Annotated in this window: 19 protein-coding genes; 11 read left to right on the top strand and 8 right to left on the bottom strand. The window is 59.1% G+C overall.

Annotated elements, in window-relative coordinates:
- The first annotated feature begins 36 nt into the window (after positions 1–36).
- The 5 genes from ED661_RS19900 to ED661_RS19880 all read left to right on the top strand — a co-directional run bounded on the left by ED661_RS19900 (position 37) and on the right by ED661_RS19880 (position 5,935).
- On the top strand, positions 37–2,847 hold the full coding sequence (locus ED661_RS19900; protein ID WP_122076386.1) for a glutamine-synthetase adenylyltransferase: 2,811 nt from the start codon (positions 37–39) through the stop codon (positions 2,845–2,847).
- Positions 2,819–3,091: a hypothetical protein gene (locus ED661_RS19895; protein WP_122076384.1), complete on the top strand. Its 273-nt coding sequence runs from the start codon at positions 2,819–2,821 to the stop codon at positions 3,089–3,091. Before ED661_RS19900 ends, ED661_RS19895 begins: the two co-directional genes overlap by 29 nt.
- 210 nt (positions 3,092–3,301) lie before the next feature.
- Entirely contained in the window at positions 3,302–4,075 is a 774-nt protein-coding gene (locus ED661_RS19890) for a DUF6778 family protein (protein WP_122076383.1), read from the top strand.
- 90 nt (positions 4,076–4,165) lie between these two features.
- Positions 4,166–5,380 (top strand): RSP_2647 family RNA methyltransferase, encoded by a 1,215-nt coding sequence (locus tag ED661_RS19885; protein ID WP_122076381.1) that lies wholly within the window; start codon positions 4,166–4,168, stop codon positions 5,378–5,380.
- A gap of 9 nt (positions 5,381–5,389) precedes the next feature.
- Positions 5,390–5,935: an RSP_2648 family PIN domain-containing protein gene (locus ED661_RS19880; RefSeq protein WP_122076379.1), complete on the top strand. Its 546-nt coding sequence runs from the start codon at positions 5,390–5,392 to the stop codon at positions 5,933–5,935.
- 23 nt (positions 5,936–5,958) lie between these two features.
- Here the strand turns inward: ED661_RS19880 and ED661_RS19875 are convergent, their stop codons facing one another.
- Both ED661_RS19875 and ED661_RS19870 read right to left on the bottom strand, forming a co-directional pair.
- The gene (locus ED661_RS19875; protein ID WP_122076377.1) at positions 5,959–6,948 is read right to left on the bottom strand and encodes an LLM class flavin-dependent oxidoreductase; all 990 of its coding nucleotides are present in this window, start codon (positions 6,946–6,948) and stop codon (positions 5,959–5,961) included.
- A 93-nt stretch (positions 6,949–7,041) separates the two neighbouring features.
- Positions 7,042–7,728 carry a M48 family metallopeptidase gene (locus ED661_RS19870; protein WP_122076375.1) on the bottom strand — a complete coding sequence of 229 codons (687 nt, stop codon included), beginning with the start codon at positions 7,726–7,728 and terminating at the stop codon, positions 7,042–7,044.
- A gap of 136 nt (positions 7,729–7,864) precedes the next feature.
- Here ED661_RS19870 and ED661_RS19865 point away from each other — a divergent pair, with 136 nt between their 5' ends.
- On the top strand, positions 7,865–8,185 hold the full coding sequence (locus tag ED661_RS19865; protein ID WP_254054904.1) for a DUF4389 domain-containing protein: 321 nt from the start codon (positions 7,865–7,867) through the stop codon (positions 8,183–8,185).
- Between the two features lie 163 nt (positions 8,186–8,348).
- Here the strand turns inward: ED661_RS19865 and ED661_RS19860 are convergent, their stop codons facing one another.
- The 4 genes from ED661_RS19860 to ED661_RS19850 form a co-directional block, all read right to left on the bottom strand.
- The gene (locus ED661_RS19860; RefSeq protein WP_122076371.1) at positions 8,349–9,533 is read right to left on the bottom strand and encodes a VWA domain-containing protein; all 1,185 of its coding nucleotides are present in this window, start codon (positions 9,531–9,533) and stop codon (positions 8,349–8,351) included.
- A 21-nt stretch (positions 9,534–9,554) separates the two neighbouring features.
- On the bottom strand, positions 9,555–9,722 hold the full coding sequence (locus tag ED661_RS22035) for a hypothetical protein (RefSeq protein ID WP_162930204.1): 168 nt from the start codon (positions 9,720–9,722) through the stop codon (positions 9,555–9,557).
- Between the two features lie 50 nt (positions 9,723–9,772).
- Positions 9,773–11,134, bottom strand: a complete 1,362-nt coding sequence (locus tag ED661_RS19855; protein ID WP_122076369.1) for a DUF2927 domain-containing protein — start codon at positions 11,132–11,134, stop codon at positions 9,773–9,775.
- 259 nt (positions 11,135–11,393) lie between these two features.
- On the bottom strand, positions 11,394–12,233 hold the full coding sequence (locus ED661_RS19850) for a MoxR family ATPase (protein ID WP_122076367.1): 840 nt from the start codon (positions 12,231–12,233) through the stop codon (positions 11,394–11,396).
- A 186-nt stretch (positions 12,234–12,419) separates the two neighbouring features.
- Between ED661_RS19850 and dksA the strand changes: the two genes are divergently transcribed.
- Both dksA and ED661_RS19840 read left to right on the top strand, forming a co-directional pair.
- Positions 12,420–12,842 (top strand): RNA polymerase-binding protein DksA, encoded by a 423-nt coding sequence (gene dksA, locus ED661_RS19845; RefSeq protein ID WP_027240655.1) that lies wholly within the window; start codon positions 12,420–12,422, stop codon positions 12,840–12,842.
- Positions 12,843–12,937: 95 nt separating this feature from the next.
- Positions 12,938–14,113 carry an FAD-dependent monooxygenase gene (locus ED661_RS19840; protein WP_122076365.1) on the top strand — a complete coding sequence of 392 codons (1,176 nt, stop codon included), beginning with the start codon at positions 12,938–12,940 and terminating at the stop codon, positions 14,111–14,113.
- 185 nt (positions 14,114–14,298) lie between these two features.
- Here the strand turns inward: ED661_RS19840 and xth are convergent, their stop codons facing one another.
- On the bottom strand, positions 14,299–15,105 hold the full coding sequence (gene xth, locus ED661_RS19835) for an exodeoxyribonuclease III (RefSeq protein ID WP_122076363.1): 807 nt from the start codon (positions 15,103–15,105) through the stop codon (positions 14,299–14,301).
- A gap of 368 nt (positions 15,106–15,473) precedes the next feature.
- Here xth and ED661_RS19830 point away from each other — a divergent pair, with 368 nt between their 5' ends.
- From ED661_RS19830 to ED661_RS19820, 3 genes are all read left to right on the top strand, one after another.
- Positions 15,474–15,785 (top strand): DUF6749 family protein, encoded by a 312-nt coding sequence (locus tag ED661_RS19830; protein WP_162930203.1) that lies wholly within the window; start codon positions 15,474–15,476, stop codon positions 15,783–15,785.
- Between the two features lie 105 nt (positions 15,786–15,890).
- On the top strand, positions 15,891–17,045 hold the full coding sequence (locus ED661_RS19825; protein WP_122076359.1) for a hypothetical protein: 1,155 nt from the start codon (positions 15,891–15,893) through the stop codon (positions 17,043–17,045).
- The gene (locus ED661_RS19820) at positions 17,042–18,022 is read left to right on the top strand and encodes a DMT family transporter (protein WP_122076357.1); all 981 of its coding nucleotides are present in this window, start codon (positions 17,042–17,044) and stop codon (positions 18,020–18,022) included. Before ED661_RS19825 ends, ED661_RS19820 begins: the two co-directional genes overlap by 4 nt.
- A gap of 85 nt (positions 18,023–18,107) precedes the next feature.
- On the opposite strand, the gene ED661_RS19815 is transcribed toward ED661_RS19820, so the two are convergent.
- A complete protein-coding gene (locus tag ED661_RS19815; protein WP_122076355.1) occupies positions 18,108–18,431 on the bottom strand; it encodes an iron-sulfur cluster assembly accessory protein in 324 nt (107 codons plus the stop codon).
- Positions 18,432–18,482: the final 51 nt, after the last annotated feature.

The raw sequence follows: 18,482 nt of genomic DNA, 5'->3' as shown, positions 1-18,482 counted from the left end.
ATTGACGCCGCTGGTCAGGCAGAACAGTGTTTCGCCATGTCTGATCACCTGCAAATCACCCGCCTTCCCATCGCCTATGACCCCGATCTTGGTGCCGAATCCCGCGATCTTGTTGCTGGGCTTAATCAGGAAACAGGGCAACTTATCGCCGGAGCAGCCGGCTCCAGCCCTTATCTGCGCAGTTTGGTCGAACAAGAGGCGGCATGGATTGGCGAGGCGCTGAGTGATCCCCAACGGGCTTTGGCGGCAGTATTTGAGGACTGTCGTGCCCTGGCACCTGATCAGCTGAAGCCGGGGCTGCGGAAGGCAAAGCGCCGTGTCGCGCTTTTGACGGCGCTCTGCGATCTCTCTGGTGGCTGGTCACTGGAAGAGGTCACGACGGCGCTTACAAATTTTGGCGCACTCAGCGCGGATGTGGCGATCAAGGCGGAAATTGCCACACTCATTCGGCGCAAGAAACTGCCGGGCCTGACGGAGGCGGATATTGAGACCGCCGGGGGGCTTTCCATTCTCGCTATGGGGAAAATGGGCGCTTATGAGCTGAACTACAGTTCCGATATCGACCTGATCTGCCTGTTTGACGAGACTCGTTTTGACCCCGATGACTTTTTCGAGGCGCGCCAGGGCATGGCGCGGGCGACCCGAAACATGTGCACAACATTGAGCGAGCGCACTGCCGATGGCTATGTCTTTCGCACCGATCTGCGGCTGCGACCTGACCCGGCGGTGACCCCGGCCTGTCTCGCGATGGAGGCTGCAGAGCGTTACTATGAAAGCCTGGGACGGACCTGGGAGCGGGCCGCCTATATCAAGGCGCGCCCCTGCGCCGGGGATATCGCTGCGGGTGAGGCCTTCCTCAAAACCCTGCGGCCCTTTGTCTGGCGTCGCCATCTGGATTTTGCCGCCATTCAGGATGCCCATGACATGCGGCTGCGGATCCGTGAAAACAAGGGCACCGGTGGCCCGATTACCGTGCCCGGCCATGATATGAAACTGGGGCGTGGTGGCATTCGTGAGATCGAGTTCTTTACCCAGACGCGGCAGCTGATTGCAGGCGGTCGCGACGAGGGGTTGCGCTTGCGTGGCACTGTTGAGGGGCTTGCTGCTCTTGCCCAGAGGGACTGGATCCCTGCGGATGTCGCGGAGCGGCTGAGCGATCATTACCGGGCGCACCGCGAGGTGGAGCATCGCATTCAGATGGTGCATGACGCTCAGACCCACAAGATGCCAAATTCGGCCGAAGGTATTGCGCGTGTGGCCTGCCTGATGGGAGAGGACCCGGCGGATCTGCAGGCAAAAATCCGCAGCCGCCTGGTCGAAGTCCACGGCATGACTGAAGACTTTTTTGCCCCGGACGCAGCGGCGCAGCCCAAAGCGACCATTCCAGAGGGATTTGATAAAAGCGTTATTGCCCGTTGGCGCGGCTATCCCGCCCTGCGTTCTGAACGCGGCGCACAGATCTTTAACCGGCTCAAACCGGAACTGCTGAGCCGCCTTTCCCGTACCGCAAAACCAGCCGAGGCGCTGCTGGCACTGGATGGGTTTCTGGCAGGTCTGCCTGCGGGGGTGCAGTTGTTTTCCCTGTTTGAGGCAAACCCACATCTGATGGATCTATTGGTGGATATTGTGGGGACTTCTCATGCGCTGGCCGGGTTTCTGTCACGCAACTCCAGCGTATTTGATGCAGTGATTGGCGGTAGTTTCTTTGAGGACTGGCCAGGCGGCGCGGCGCTGCAGCAAGAACTGGAATCAGTTCTGGCACTGGAAGAGGATTACGAGAGCCAGCTGGATGCTGCGCGACGCTGGTGCAAGGAATGGCATTTCGGCATCGGCGTGCATCATCTGCGTGGATTGATCGACGCCAAAGCTGCGGGTGCTCAGTATAGTGAACTGGCAGAGGCCGTCATCCAGGCGCTTTTCCCACGGGTGGTTGCTCAGTTCTCCATCAAACATGGGCCACCTCCCGGTTCTGGACCCATTGTGATTGCCATGGGGTCTCTGGGGGCAGGGCAGATCAATGCGCAGTCCGATCTTGATATCATTGTGGTCTATGACCCGCAGGACGTGGAGATGTCACAGGGGCGCAAGTCGCTGGCGACGCGTCCCTATTATGCCCGTTTGACTCAGGCGCTGATTACGGCGCTTTCGGCGCCAATGTCGCAGGGGCGTCTTTACGAAGTGGACATGCGGCTGCGCCCCTCGGGCAACAAGGGGCCAGTGGCCACCAGCTGGGCGGCCTTTACCCATTATCAGGAGAATGAGGCCTGGGTCTGGGAGCACCTGGCGCTGACACGGGCGCGGGTGATTGCCGGTGAGCCGGGCTTGATGCAGGAGTTTGAGAGTTTCCGGCGAGGTGTGCTTTCGCGCCAGCGGGAAAAAGAAGTGGTGCTGGGAGAGGTCGCTCATATGCGCGACAGGCTGGCAGCGGCCAAGACCCCCTCTGGGGTTTGGGATGCCAAAACTGGCGCCGGGCGGATGATGGATATCGAGCTGTTGTCCCAGTCGGGGGCGTTGTTGGCGCAGTCGCCACAGCGGGACGTGGCCAGCGGACTGCAGCAGGCTGTCGCTGGTGGCTGGCTGGATGCCGCAGATGCGCTGGTTTTGCAAAACGGCTACGCCCTATATTGGTCGGTACAAACCGCTGCCCGCCTGCTGTCTGGCGGTTCTCTGGAGCAAGAGGCCCTGGGAGAGGGCGGTGCACAGTTCCTGAGCCGCAGTGCCGACTATGGAAGCTTGCAAGACTTGGAACAGGCCCTGGAAGCGGCCTATGGGAATTGCGCTGCGATCATTTCGCAGACCCTGCAGAAGGAGACGGCGCATGCAGACGCTGGCGGAACTGGACCATAAACAGCTGATCCGGGAGGCTTACCGGATCGAGGGCATCACCGCGAGCCAATGTCGCAGCATCTTTCTGGACTGGGCGCTGAGCCTGCCTGTCCAGATGGAAAACCGGTCTGCGATCGCCCAATTACTGGAACACTACAGGGATGAACCGGCAGATCATCCAATGACTGCGGTGCTGCAACAGGGGTTGAACGAAACCGTCAATCCGCGCCGACGTGGCGGATGGCGCTCCCGGCCGCGAGACTGATTGCGCAGCTGAGGTATTGCTCGGCTTGGCTCTGTTCCTTTCCGGATCTGACCCGGAAAGGTCTGGAGGGACAGCGGCTCGAGACCTGCAAATAGATTTCGATTTCGTTAAATTGGACTAAATTTGTCTCAATCCTGCCCTGATTGCGGATCAGGTTGGCTTTGAACCAGCAGTGCCGGGCCTTACCGGCAATTGGCAAGGAGCAGAGCAATGATGACCCTTCGCAGACTTTTCCTCACCGCATTGGGCTGTAGCCTTTCGGCCTGTGCCACAGTGGACATTCCTTCCCGTAATGCGCCGTTTGAGTCTTTGCCTGAAAGCCATGGCGCTGTTGCGCAGGGCTATGAACCTCTTGAGCGCTCGGTTTTGCAACTGCAGCCGGAGTTCGTCACGCCGGTAGTTGCTGTTGATACCCTGGACGGTAATGCCTACAACCCACAGGCCCTTGGGGCACTCGGGAGTGTTGCAGGCTCTGACATGTCGATCACCAAAGTCACTGTGCGGGTGCCCCGCACCCTGAAGGCGTCAGAGGCCAACCGCTACCTTCCTCAGGGAGATATCGTTTGGCGTGAAGATCCTCTGGGCAACCGTCATGCGCAGGTTCAGGCGATTGTGCAAAATGCGCTCGAAGCCGGGGTGCGCCCCTTGTCCGGACCAGTTCAGGCCGAGCTGGATGTTGAAGTCCTGCGGTTCCACGCCCTGACCCAAAAGGCGCGCTATACCACTGGTGGGGTGCACTCGATTTCCTTTACCATGGTGCTGCGTGACGCTCAGACCGGTGAAGCGCTCACCGAAGTGCGAGAGATCGAGGCGGATTTGACGGCCTATGGGGGGCGTCGTGCCCTAGTCGCCATTGCCGAAGGCAACACCCAGAAAGTGCGGATCACTGGGTTTTTGGCTAAGGTGATCCAGCAGGAAATCCTGGCCCCCGGCAGCCGGGCGCCACGTCGGGGGGGGCTGATCCAGGCTCTGAACAAGCTCTAGAGCAGATTATCAACCTTGCAGAGGTTTTGGGGGCCGCATGGGATGTGCTGGCCCCTTTCCCTGTTGCCACGATGGGTCTATGAGGGGCCTATGACAGCCACATCCCCCGCGCCAGAGCGCCCCCGCGTAAAACTCCTGCCCAAAGCCAATGCCCGCGCCCTGCGCCATGGCTTTCCCTGGGTCTATTCCAACGAGCTGGTCACTGATCGGCGCACCCGCAAGCTGGAGCCGGGCAGCCTCGCCGTGCTGCTGGACGAGGCGCAGACGCCAATGGGCACCGTTGCGGTGAACCCAACCAGCAAGATCATCTGCCGGATGCTGGACCGCGACCCAGAGGCGGTGATTGATCAGGCCTGGTTTCAGGCCCGGATCTCCCAGGCCTTTGCCCTGCGCGAGCAGCTCTATGATGCGCCTTTCTATCGCCTGGTTCATGCCGAGGCCGACGGGTTGCCCGGGGTGGTGATTGACCGTTTTGGCGAGGCCTGCGTGGTGCAGCCCAATGCCGCCTGGGCCGAGGCCCATTTGGAGCCCCTAACAGCTGCCCTGGCTGAGGTCACCGGCTGTAGCATTATTTTGAAAAACGCCTCCGGGCGGACCCGTGGGCTGGAAGGGCTGGACGACGAGAGCCTCACTCTGTTGGGCGAAACACCTAGCGCGCCGGTGCCGGTTCAAATGAACGGGGCCACCTATATGGCGGATCTGACCGGCGGGCAGAAAACCGGACTGTTTTATGATCAGCGTGACAATCACGCTTTTGCCGCCCGTCTGGTGCCCCAGGGCGGTGATGTATTGGACGTGTTTTCCCATGTTGGCGGTTTTGGCCTGGCGATGCGCGCAGCTGGCGCTGGCAGCGTCACCTGCGTTGATGGTTCTGCCGCGGCGCTGGAACTGGCCGGGCAGGGGGCTGAAGCCTCTGGCTTTGGTGATAGTTTCACCGCCCGTCAGGGCGATGCCTTTGATCAATTGGCAGCCCTGACCGAGGAAGGGCGCAGCTTTGACGTGGTGATCTGTGATCCCCCGGCCTTTGCCCCATCGAAACAGGCGCTGGAGGCGGGCTTACGCGCCTATGAGCGGATTGCTAAGCTGGCAGCGCCGCTGGTCAAACCGGGTGGCTATCTGGGGCTGTGCTCTTGTTCACATGCCGCTGATCTGGCGCGGTTCCGCAATGCTTCGGCGCGTGGCATTGGTCGGGCCGGGCGGCGCGGGCAGTTGATCCACACGGGCTATGCAGGCGCGGACCATCCGCAATTGCCACAACTGGCGGAAAGCGGCTATCTGAAGTCCGTCTTCTTCCGTCTGGACTGAGCCCCTGCGATGAAGCTGCTTCTGGACACCTGTGTGCTTTACCCGACCGTGATGCGGGAAATGCTGATCGGCGCGGCAGCACAGGGCGCTTTCACACCGCTGTGGTCTGCGCGCATTCTGGAAGAGTGGAGCCGGGCGGCGCTGAAACTCGGCCCCGTTGGGGCGGCGCAGGCGCGCTCAGAGGTGGCATTGCTGAAAGCCAACTGGCCGGGGGCGATTATGGCCCCGGCCCCGGGAGTGGAGGCCCGGCTCTGGCTGCCGGACGCTGCGGATGTGCATGTGCTCGCTGCGGCTATCACCGGTCATGCCGACGCCATTGTCACCGTCAATAACAAGGACTTCCCCCGTCATACATTGGCGGAGGAAGGGCTGGAGCGCATTGGTCCGGATCAGTTTCTGTATGATCTTTGGCTCAAAGACAATGCCGGGATGGAAGCCCTGGGGGCACGGGTATTGGCTGAGGCCAACCGCCTGTCAGGTGGCGGCTGGGAAATCCGGCCCCTGCTGAAAAAGGCCCGACTGCCGAGGCTGGCCAAGGCCCTTGCGGGTCTGTAACGGGGCTGCGACCTCGTTGGGAATTACAGTGTTTTGAGCGCCTCAGCAGCAATTTTGAACGAGCGAAGCCGGGCAGCATGATCGTGAATTTGTCCAGTAATGATCACCTCATCCGGGGTGTAACGTTGCAGTATTTCCGAAAGCTCACGCTTGACCGTTTCAGGGCTGCCGGTGGCTGAAACCGTCAGGGCCTCGTTCACCCCGGCCAGCACCGATGGCGACAGGTGATCGTTGATATCCTCCACCGGGCGCGGCAGTTTGCCGGGCTGACCCAACCGCAGCCGGGCAAAGGCTTGCTGCATGGTGGTCCGCAGCCGGATGCCCTCGGCGTCGCTCTCGGCGCCAAAGACATTCACTGCCACCATGGCATGGGGTTTTTCCAGATTGGTCGAGGGGCGGAAGGTGCGGCGGTAGACCTCAAGCGCCTGTTCCAGTGCCTGGGGCGCAAAGTGAGAGGCAAAGGCATAGGGCAGCCCCAGTTGCGCCGCCAACTGTGCGCCGTAGAGGCTGGAGCCGAGGATCCAGACAGGCACATTGCTGCCTTGCCCGGGAAAGGCACGCACCTTTGCCTCCGGATCCAGTGGACCAAGAAAACCCATAAGATCAATCACATCCTGTGGGAAGCTGTCCCCAGCACCCGGTGCCATGCCCCGCCGTAGGGCGCGGGCGGTCGCCATATCCGTGCCCGGTGCACGGCCCAGCCCCAGATCAATTCGATCACCATAAAGGGCTGCAAGTGTGCCAAAGGCCTCAGCCACCATATAGGGCGCATGGTTGGGCAGCATGATCCCGCCAGCGCCAACGCGAATTGACGAGGTCTGGCTGGCGATATGTCCGATCAACACTGCCGTGGCAGCAGAGGCAATACCGGGCATATTGTGATGCTCTGCCAGCCAGTAACGATGATAGCCCCAGCCTTCGGCCTGACGTGCCAGATCGGCACTGTTTTGAAAGGACTGGGGGATTTCGCTGCCCTCGGGTACCGGGGCAAGGTCAAGAAGAGAGTAGCGCATCAATGGGTCCAATCAGGCTTCCAGTCACGGGAAGTTTTGATGTGGGCACGCAGGGCAGGATTGGCAAGGGGGGCTTGGAAAAATGACGTCATGTCAGGTGCCGTGCCAGCTCGCTTCCAGTCGCTCCAGCGCGGCAATGCGCTCTTCTGTTTTGGGATGTGACATCAACCAGGCAGGGGCCATGCCGGCGCGAGCCTGTGTCAACTCTTCGAGTTTAAGAAACAGGCTCTTCTGCGGCTCCAGTCCGATACCGGACTTGGCCAGCAAAGCGGCGGCATATTCATCGGCCTCATATTCGTCACTGCGCGACAGACGCGCCGCCAGCAGATTGGCCAGCAGTCCCGCAATCCAGGGGCCGACAATGGGAATATAGCGCCCCAGGATCATCATCAACGCTGTCCGCAGGGCATTCTGGCCTGAAAAATCAATGATACGTTTCTTGGCATGCCCCAGCGCCACATGGCCCAGCTCATGAGCAATAACAGAGGCCAACTCGGCCTCTGTGACCTCGCAGTTTTGGTATTTGCGATAAAATCCACGGGTGATGAAGATACGCCCATCAGGTGCCGCCAGCCCATTCACCGGGTCGACCTCATAGATAAAGACCGGAATGCGCTCGATCTCCAGCGCAGCCGCCATGCGATCGGTGAGGCGCCGCAGTTTTGCATCCGCCAGCTCGGTTGAGCGCGCATCCAGCTCGCGGTGAGTGCGCCAGACAGAAATCCGGTAAGAGATAAGGCCATAGATCACAGCCAGCAGGATGGGGGTAAAGCGCAACATCTCTCAGATATGGGGCGGATTGGGCGGTAGGGCAAGGGAGCTTTGTCGGGACACAAGGCGAATGGCGATCAAAACGATGCTCCTCTTGTCGTTCTCTGGTTGCAGATATCCCTTCGGTGTTTCAGGATAGGGGAAATTGCCAGATCGTGAGAATACAGTGTCAGACCCTAAAAACATCGATGGCCGTCTACACGGCGACCAGTTTGAGCCTGAGGAAAAGGACAATCTGCTGACGCGGCTGATCTATATGATCCTGATCGCGGTGATGATTTCTTTCGCCCAGACGGTGCTGGCAACCGCCACGGTGCTGCAGTTCATTGTCATGGCGATCAGCAAGGAGCCAAACGAGCGGCTGGCAGATTTTGGCACCGATCTGGGTATTTGGATCGCCAAGGCCGCGCGCTATCAAATGGCGGCCAGCAACGTCAAACCCTGGCCCTGGACTGAACTGGACTAAAGGAACCCTGCGGCCCTCTCACATTGCAGAAGACTGACAAAGCTGCCCCCTAGGGGTTTGCCGACTTCATCTTTCTAAAAATATTCCCGCCGGAGGCCTTGCCCAAAGGGCAATCCCTTTAGGAGACGGTTTCCAACAATGCGGGCCAGTGGTTTTTGAGTTTCTAACGCGTCAACTCTTTCATGCCGCTTTCCAACCCGTCCAGGGTCATCGGTACCATGCGGTCCTCAAAGATCTCGCGGACCATACCGATGGAATGGGTATAGTCCCAGTGCATCTGCGGCACCGGGTTGATCCAGAGATGGCTTTGCCACTGATCTCGGGCGCGCTGCAGCCAGACCTGGCCGGCCTCTTGGTTCCAATGCTCATTGGCGCCGCCTGGATAGGCAATCTCATAAGGTGACATTGAGGCATCGCCGACAAAGATACATTTGTAATCCGGACCATAGGTGCGCAGCACCTCATGGGTGGGCAGCTGCGCATCCCAGCGCCGCCGGTTATCACGCCAGACCCCTTCATAGAGGCAGTTGTGAAAGTAGAAATATTCCAAGTGCTTGAATTCACTGCGGGCGGCCGAAAACAGCTCTTCCACAACTTTGATATGGGGGTCCATTGATCCCCCCACATCCAGAAACAGCAGAACCTTGACGGCATTATGCCGCTCTGGCCGGGTTTTTACATCCAGATACCCATGCTCGGCAGTGGCGCGGATGGTGTTGTCGAGGTCCAGCTCCTCATGGGCGCCCTCGCGGACCCAGCGGCGTAGGCGCTTTAGCGCCACTTTGATGTTGCGGGTGCCCAGTTCGACATCGCCATCAAGGTTTTTGAATTCACGTTTATCCCAGACCTTGACCGCCCGCTGATGACGGCTTTCTTTCTGACCGATGCGTACGCCTTCGGGATTGTAGCCATAGGCGCCAAAAGGCGAAGTGCCAGCCGTGCCGACCCACTTACTGCCGCCCTGATGGCGGCCCTTTTGCTCTTCCAGCCGCTCTTTCAGCGTCTCCATCAGCTTCTCAAAGCCACCCATGGCCTCAATCTCGGCCTTTTCTTCCGGCGTCATGTGCTTTTCAGCCATCTTGCGCAGCCATTCCTCGGGAATGTCTACCGCATCCATCACAGCCGAATTCGGGATGGATTCCAGACCTTTGAACGTGGCCGAGAAGGCGCGGTCGAATTTGTCGATATTGCGCTCATCCTTGACCATGGCAGCGCGGGCCAGGAAGTAGAAGGCCTCGATGTCATAGGTCACCAGACCCTTTTTCATGCCCTCCAGAAAGGTGAGGTACTCGCGCAGCGAGACCGGGATTGCGGCCTTGCGCAGATTCTCAAAAAAGGGCTGAAACATAGAGAGGGCCTTTCGCGGCGGTTAGGCCAGCATGCGATGGATCACGATGGTGGCGATGACACCCACAATACCAAAGGCGATGGCATAGACAGCGCCATATTGCAGCAAATCGGCTGTATTGCCGCCACGTTTTCGTGCCGTGTAGAGGCCCAACAGAATGCCCAGCAGGACTGCGCCAATTACGATCATGATTTTTCCGCCTGTCTATGCGCAACTTCCTGCGCCACTATTTGTACCTGTCAGTTGGATGCGGGACGTAGTTCCGCGACTTCGCGGATCTTGGCATGTACCGCCCAATCCGGGCCAAACCCGTAGCGCGCCCATCCCAGGCTGTCCAGCCTGACCGTATTTGCAGTGGCAAATTGGCCCAACAGATCCAGGGCTTCGGCCTTGATCAGCAAGGAGGTCGCCAACAGGGCGGCATTTTCATAACGGCTGGCAACAGGCAGCGCGGGGTTGATTTGCTGCAGTGCGGCTTCGCCAGCGCCATGGGCAATCTGATAGGCGGCCATGCGCGGCCGGATAATCGCCTGATGCAGCTCACTGCCAGGCACCTGGCTGAGGAAATCAATCGCCGTCTGAAAGTGGCGTTGCGCAAGATCCGGTTCACCTGCCTGAATCATCCGCCCCAGAACATAGTGGCTATAGGCGCGGCGATGATCGGACCAGCCAAGGTTGCGCGCCTGAACAACAGCCTGGTTTGCCGCCCGTTTGCGGCTGCTGAGACTGCTGCCGGGGCCAAGTGCCGTTTCTATCGCGGTGATCCAGCTGCGCGGCGTTGCGGGCAGGGCCCGCGAGGCAATCGAATTGCCCGCAGGGTTTAACCGCGACAACAGTCCCGGCAACAAAGCGGCGACTTCGCTGCGGCTCATGCCGGTGCGCAGCTCTGGCGCATAGGTGGCGCGCAATACCAGCATATCAAACCCGGTGAGCACCGTATGGATATTGTCGTCGTTAAAGACGGAATCAGAGAGCCGATACAGATCATTAAGCGGGCCAATGGCCTGGGCCAGCTCCTCATGCAGGCAATCGCGGGCCTCTTGGGGGCTGATGTCATTGGGGACAAACACGGCCAGTCGTTCGCGGCTGCGCAGGCGCGACCAATCGGTGTCGGGGCTGCGCCGTTTGCGGCGTAGTTCGGAAAGCGAGTCGACATTTGGAACAACAAAACAGGCTGCTTTGGGCAGGGCGCGATGGATCGCGCGGCTGGAGACCGCCTGAACGGTGATCTCGACCGGGCCGCTATTCACCCGCTGGATGTCGATCCCGGCCTCCTGTTTGAAACGGTGCAACAATTGGGTGAGGTCTCTTTGAAAGCCGGCGCTGGGGTTGCCGGTCACCCTGAGGCGGATGGGGCGCTCAAAACGGGTAAAGACAGGCAGGTTGGTGCCGCCTTCGAGGCGGAAATGCAGATCGAGAAAATCACGGGCGATATCGCGGTTGGAGCGTTGCGGCGCCTGCGGGCGTGGCGCTGAAAAGGCCTTGGCGGCTGGCAGGCTGCTGCTGGCCAGGGCCGCGCGACTGGTGGATTTTTGACTGTCCGGAAGGGCGCAGGCCGAGAGCAGCGCTGCAAGGCCAAGCGGCAGCGCAGCGCGGCGCAAACGGGTCAGAACCGCGGGGCGTCGGGTTCCTGAAACGGGGCCGATTTGAAATCTTAAAGGCAACAGTTGTGGCTCCGGCATGCGTCAAAAACTCGGCGCGAAACGGCACCGCTCGATAGATCCGTTATATCAGTGATAGGGCAATGGGGCGCAAATTTGAAGAGACGGAGGCAGTCGAGAGAAACTTGTTGGTTGTGTCTGACCAATCATTGGTCTTTTGCTGGCGGCGACCCGCGGGTGCCGCCAGCAAAGATTGCGGTTATCGGCGCCCGCGAGCCATAAAGGCAAGCCGTTCGAACAGATGCACATCCTGTTCATTCTTAAGCAGCGCACCATGCAGTTTTGGCAGGGCATCTGCACCGTCACGAGCCAGATCTTCTGGGGTCAGGTCTTCGGCCAATAGCAGCTTCAGCCAATCCAGGACCTCAGAGGTCGAGGGCTTTTTCTTCAGACCAGCGGTGTCGCGGATCTCATAAAATTGGGTGAGCGCCGTAGTCAGCAGGGCTTCCTTGATGTCGGGGTGATGTACGGCAACGATTTTTTTCATGGTCGCCGCATCCGGGAACTGGATGTAGTGGAAGAAACAGCGGCGCAAAAAGGCGTCGGGCAGCTCTTTTTCGTTGTTGGAAGTGATGATCATGATAGGGCGGTTCACCGCACGAATGGTCTCGCCTGTCTCATAGACGTGGAATTCCATCTTATCGAGTTCCTGCAACAGATCGTTGGGGAATTCGATATCCGCTTTGTCGATCTCATCGATCAGCAAAACAACTTTTTCATCTGCTTCAAAGGCTTCCCAGAGCTTGCCCTTTTTGATGTAGTTCTTGACGTCATGCACGCGCTCTTCGCCAAGCTGACTGTCGCGCAGCCGGCTGACCGCATCATATTCATAGAGACCCTGCTGGGCACGGGTGGTGGATTTTACGTTCCACTCAATCATTTTCAGCCCCAGGGACTCTGCCACCTGGCGGGCCAATTCCGTCTTGCCGGTGCCGGGCTCGCCCTTGACCAGAAGCGGGCGCTCCAGGGTGACGGCCGCATTGACGGCTATTTTCAGGTCGTCGGTGGCGACGTAGTCTTTAGTGCCTTGAAACTGCATAGTTTATATACATCCCCTGCTTGCTAACTTGCGATCTGGCGCATTTAGCACGGTTTTAACCCGGTCTCTTTACTATTGTGTAGTGACAATCGGACTGTCAGGGGATAAACGCAGCGGCATGGGGAGCCAGGATGTATGGCGATAATTAAAGAGACCTACAGAATGGGCGAGACCGAAGGAGCCGAAATGAAACAAGAAATGTTTCTGCCGGAAGATTACCGTCCGGCCGAAGACGAGCCTTTCATGAATGATCGGCAGCTTGAGTATTTCCGTCGTAAACTTCTGAATTGGAAGCAGGATCTGCTCGCTGAAAGCCGCGATACCATTGAAGGGCTGCAAGACAATACCCGCAATATTCCAGATGTTGCGGATCGGGCCAGCGAAGAAACTGACCGGGCCCTGGAACTGCGGACCAGAGACCGTCAGCGCAAGCTGGTTTCCAAAATCGACGCGGCGATCCGCCGGATCGATGAGGGGGAATACGGTTACTGCGAAGTCACCGGGGAGCCGATTTCGCTGAAACGGCTGGATGCGCGTCCCAATGCGACCATGAGCCTGGAAGCGCAGGAACGTCACGAGCGCCGCGAAAAAGTACACCGCGACGATTGATTCCCGAGTAAAATTGAAAAACCATTCCGCCGGGGCCTGTTGCTCCGGCGATTTTCGTTTATGCACTGTTTATGAGCGCAACACAGCGGGTCGCAATGACACTGAAACATCTCAATGTAACCATTATCGGGGCAGGTATCGGCGGCCTGGCGGCGGCTTTGGTTTTGCAACGCCGAGGCGCCCAGGTCACGGTGTTGGAACAGACCGAGGCTGTTTCGGAGGTCGGGGCCGGGTTGCAGATCACCCCGAATGGCATGGCGGTTCTGACAGCGTTGGAGTTGAGTGATGCGCTGGCCTGGTCATCGCAACGGGCCAAGGCGGTGGTGTTGCGGCGGCATGGGGATGGCAGCGCGGTGTTGCGGTTGGATCTGGACCAATACGCCGCCGATCTGCGCTACTATTTTGTCCATCGTGCGGATCTGATCAAGATCTTGGCCGATGCCGCCCGGGAAGCCGGGGTTCAGGTTCGGCTGTTGCAGAAAGTGGAGCGGGTCGACACTGGGCCAAATCCTGTGGTGCATCTTGCCAATGGTGCCCAATGCGGCGGCGATCTGGTGATCGGCGCTGATGGGTTGCACTCGCAGGCCCGGCGGGCGCTGAACGAGACCAGTCAGCCGTTTTTCACCGGCCAGGTGGCCTGGCGGGCGATTGTGCCAAACCACGGCAAGCTGCCAGCCGAGGTGCAGGTCTTTATGGGACCGGGACAGCATCTGGTGGCCTATCCGCTGCGCGACGGTTCGATGGTCAATCTGGTTGCGGCGCAGGAGCGTCGCGCCTGGGCAGAAGAGGGGTGGCATTTGCCGGATGATCCGGAGAACCTGCGCCGGGCCTTTGCGGGATTTGGCGGTGAGGCACATCACCTGTTGTCTCAGGTACAAGACTGCGCCCTTTGGGGGCTGTTCCGTCACCCCGTTGCCAAGCATTGGCACAAGGGGGCCGTTGCCCTGCTTGGGGACGCGGCGCATCCCACGCTGCCCTTTATGGCGCAGGGCGGAAATCTGGCCCTGGAAGATGCCTGGCTGCTGGGGGAGGCGCTGGAGGCGCAGCCGGAAGATATACCGGCGGCTCTGGCAGGTTATCAACTCCAGCGGCGGGATCGGGCGGTTAGGGTGGTTGATGCTGCCAGCCGCAATGCTTGGAAATATCATCTGCGCGCCCCTCTGAGCTGGCCCGCGCACCAGGTTCTGAAACTGGGAGGGCGGCTGGCTCCCCAGCGTATGGTGGCGCAGTTTGACTGGATCTATCGCCACGATGTGACCCGCCAGGCGTGATTCTTGGGCGACCGCCCCTAGCTGATCATCAAGCAAAGTAACGGGGGGCTCCCGCCCGGAGTTGGGCCGCCTGGCGGCCCGGCCTCCCGTTGGGTCTGGCGCCGTGCTACCGCGCGGCGCGGATTGATCCTGATCTGGAACGCGGCCCCTCGATTGGCTCGAAACTTGGACCCTCCATCAGGGGGCTAGAGGTCCAGCTCAACCCAGATTGGCACGTGGTCGGAGGGTTTGTCGCGGCCGCGGATTTCTTTGTCGATCTGGCAGTCCTGCAAAAGATCTGCCGCTTGCGGGCTGAGCAGGAAGTGATCGATGCGGATGCCATCATCCCGATTCCAAGCCCCCGCCTGATAGTCCCAAAAGGAATAATGCCCTGGCCCCTGGTGGCGCGCTCGATAGGCCTCGGTGAAGCCGAGGTTGACGATGCGCTGATAGGCAGCGCGGCTTTCGGGGCGGTGTAGGGCATCCTCTCGCCAGGCCTCTGGGCGCTTGGCATCTTCGGCCTGGGGAATGATATTGTAGTCCCCCGCCATCAGGGCGGGCATCTCGCTTTCCAACAGGTCCTGTGCGCGGGCCTTTAACCGCTCCATCCAGGCCAGCTTATAGGCGTATTTCCCGCCTGGAACCGGGCTGCCATCCTCGGTGAGTTCAACCGGGTTGCCATTGGGCAAATAGAGGCCACAGATGCGCAGGGCCTGCTTGCCAACCACAGTTGCTTCGATCCAACGGGCCTGCAGGTCCTCATCATCGCCAGGCAGACCCCGGCTCACGTCCTCCAATGGCAGCTTGGACAGGATCGCCACCCCGTTAAAACCCTTTTGTCCGTGGGTTTCGACGGCATAGCCGCGATCTTCAAACAGCTCCCGCGGGAAGGCTTCATCGACAGATTTGACCTCCTGTAGCAGAACAACATCCGGATTGGCCTCATCAAGCCACTGCGGGAGGGCAGCGGCGCGGGCCTTGATGCCGTTGATGTTGAAACTGGCGATCTTCATGGGGTCTCTCCTGCCACGGCGATTTGAGTGCTTGGGCTGATCTATCGCCGAAGTAGGAGGCTGGAGCAAGTGCGGGGTGAAAACACGAATCAGTAAGTGACTTTTTTTCGCAAAAGAACTGGAGGTTTTGCAGGGCTGCGGGGTGCAATCTTGGCGTGAGGGTATTGCCTTGCATCTACATGGCTGTGGATAAATCGACCCGCAGCATGGGGATCGATTTAGTTATCTGAAAAGGAACAGTTAAATCTATTCCTAAGTTAAGGTGAGTATCCTTTGACTGGCAACCTGAAATTGAATTACGCTGTTTTCAGACAGGAAAAGCCGTGCAAGCCTTTGGGGGTGACTATTCATTTCCAACGGAGGTTCCAATGACTGCTTTGCATAAAACTCACACGGCGACTTTTTCCCCGGCTCTGACAGAGGTTGAGGCGGAAGGACAAGGATGCAGCCTGTTCCGTGGTGATGGGGTTGAGCTTTTTTCGTCCGGCTCTGCACCTGAAATGAATAGCTGTTGGAGCGGTGAGAACTCAGCGCTGTTCTCCTCTGGCTCTGCGCCTCAGGCGCGCGGTGATCAAACCTCCGGCGCATTGGTTGGGCTGTTCTCATCCGGGTCGGCGCCGACAGCAGAGACCTCTGTTGTGCGGGGTGATCTGTCTGGGCTGTTCTCTTCGGGCAGCTAAAACAAAAGCTATGGCGCGCTCTTTGCGAGCGCGCCTCTTTGGGGCGGTGGTAAGGCACTGGGGCCAGGGCAGGCCCCTGTAGGCGAGGTCTAGGGAGAGAAATACATGGCGCAGATTCTGAAATTTCCCAATTCCAGGTTGCCGTTGCGCCGTGTCGACAACTTGTCTCACCTGATTTCAGCCCTGTCTAAGCATCGCCACTCACGGGAAGATGTCTACTGGTTGAAAGAGAATGCTGAACTGTTGAATGTGCTCGAATGTACGGGAGAATCCACGGGTGCCACGGGGGCTGGTGCGGGCGATTTGAGCGAGCTTGCTGCTGAGCTATGCCCGGACGCACTGGCCCCGCTTCGGAGCTTTTACAAGGATGCTGACCGCCACCTTTGCTTTTTCAGGCAGTATTACCGGTTTATCCTGTCCATCTGTATGGATCTTGAGGATCTTGGACTGGCTGGCACCCCTGGCAGGGGCGAGGATCTGGCCCATTGGGTGATGCAACAGGATCTGCCGGGGCATGAATTATCTGACCTGCAGCGCGCCGAAGCGCGCCGTCTGTTGGCGCGGCGCGGGCTGGTGGGGGATTTTCCCGGTTTGGATGACAGGCTGCATGGGTTTGTCGACAATACAGCTCAGTTTGCTGTGCCCAACCGTAAGGCAGCCTATGAGCTGACACATATTGTCTTTTATCTGAGCGATTATGGCCGCCGTGATCCGGGGCTGTCGGCTACTGCCGTGCACAGCCTCAACCATGTCGGGCTGCTGGCCTTTTTGGATCAAGACGCTGATCTGTTGTCTGAGGTCTGTGTGTCGCTGCGCTATTGCAGCGAGATGCCCTCAAAGGTGTGGGAGGATTGGTTGCAACTGCATCATCAGGGATTTGCGCTGATCGAGGCGGGGCGCGCCGGCGCGCCTGCGCTGCACCGTGACGACTATCATATGTTCCTGGTGAGCAGTTGGCATCAGGCGCTAACTGGGGAGGCGTCTTTTCATCAAAGGGTTCCAACAGGCGCGCTGCGGTTTCAGCGCCCGGCCCGCCAGGGAATTCTGCATCACCTGTCCCACGCAGCTTATCAGCTGGAGGGGCGATCCGGGGATTGGCAAAAGCTGCGGCCGCAGATCTCTGACGGGTTCAGCGAGGGCGACTACAGGCTTCTCTGTGAAGCCGAGAAGAGCTTTGATAGGTTTGGCACTTTCTTTGATGGCTTTGCCCGCAGGGGCACCATCCAGCAGCAGCCATTTATGCGGGTGAACAACGGATGAGGGGGCTGTCAACTCCGGTTTTGGGCGCACTAATGATCGTGGGCTATACGGGCTTTGTCTCCTCTGCCGATGGCATCATCAAACTGCTGTCAGGGGGCTACGAGGCGGCGCAGATCTATGTGATTTCAGGTGGTGCTGTAGCTTTGCTGTCGGTGCTGGTCAGCTGGGGCTGCATATCTCGGGAGGCTGCTCGGGGCAAAATGCGGACCATGGGGAGCGCCCCCCTAGAGCGGCAGGTGTCGCCATCTGGGCAGGCGGCCCAAACCGGGATTATTCCCTGGCGAACCGCTTGCCCGCGGGCCATGACCTTGCGAAGCTTTGCGGCCCTTCTGGGGGCCATTTGCTTTTTTTACGCCTTTCGACTGCTGCCCTTTGCGCAGGTCTTTCTGTTTATCGGCCTTATGCCGCTGCTGGCAGGGGTTATGTCGGGGCTGATTCTGAAAGAGCGGATCAGTTTTTGGGCCTGGATAGCCCTGGGGTTGGGCTTTGTTGGAGTGTTGTTTTTGTTTCCCAGCGGCGTCTCTTCCGTATCGGGAGGGCATGTTCTGGCGCTATCGGGGGCGGCGTGGGGGACATTCTCCATGGTGATGGCGCGTTACATCAGTCGCTATGATACAAATCTTCTGCCGCAGGTTTTTTATCCAAACCTGCTGCTCTGTCTTGCGATGCTGCCGCTATTTCCCTTTGTCTGGCAGCCGATGCCGCTGAGCGATCTGGTCTGGGTCTTGGGATATGCCGTGCTGCTTTTTGCCGCCCGCTGGCTCGCAGTTTCGGCCCTTCGTCTGCTGCCTGCCTATGTGGTGACACCGTTGATGAACCTGCAATTTGTCTGGATGCTGACTATCGGGGCCTGGATTTTTGGCGAAATGCCAACCCAGGGCACCTGGATAGGCGGCTGTATCGTGATCGGGTCCGGTGCCTTCCTGCTTTGGGGGCAGGTGCTGCGGCCAACAGTCAGACAACGCCTAACCGCCTAGCGTGACGCTCAAACCCCTATTCTGCGGGCTGAACTGGCGGGCAGAATGCAGGTTTGAATGCTGCGTCAGGCTGGCCGTTGTTTCATCACATAGAGAACGAGGTGCCGCAGCCGCAGCTGGAGGAGGCATTGGGGTTCTCAATGGTGAATCGCGCCCCAATCAGCTCTTCGGTGAAATCAATCACCGCGTTTTTTAGGAAGGGCAGCGAGACGGTATCAACCACCACCTTTTCGCCCTGACCTTCAAGCACCAGGTCATCTGCGGCTGGTGCATCCAGAGCGATTTCATATTGAAAGCCTGAGCAACCGCCGCCTTCGACCGCAATGCGCAGGGCTTGACCCTGGGCCGCAGCGCCGATTTCGGTCAGTCGGGCAAAGGCCCGGTCGGTCACTTTTGGTGGCAGGTTCATCTGGTCTCTCCCGATGCTGTATTGCAGCGCATTCCATTATATAGAAAGGTG

The organism is Pseudophaeobacter sp. EL27 (assembly GCF_900313025.1).
Lineage (GTDB): Bacteria > Pseudomonadota > Alphaproteobacteria > Rhodobacterales > Rhodobacteraceae > Pseudophaeobacter.
Note: the sequence above shows the minus strand (reverse complement) of the source record. Positions and strands in the feature narration are given on the sequence as shown.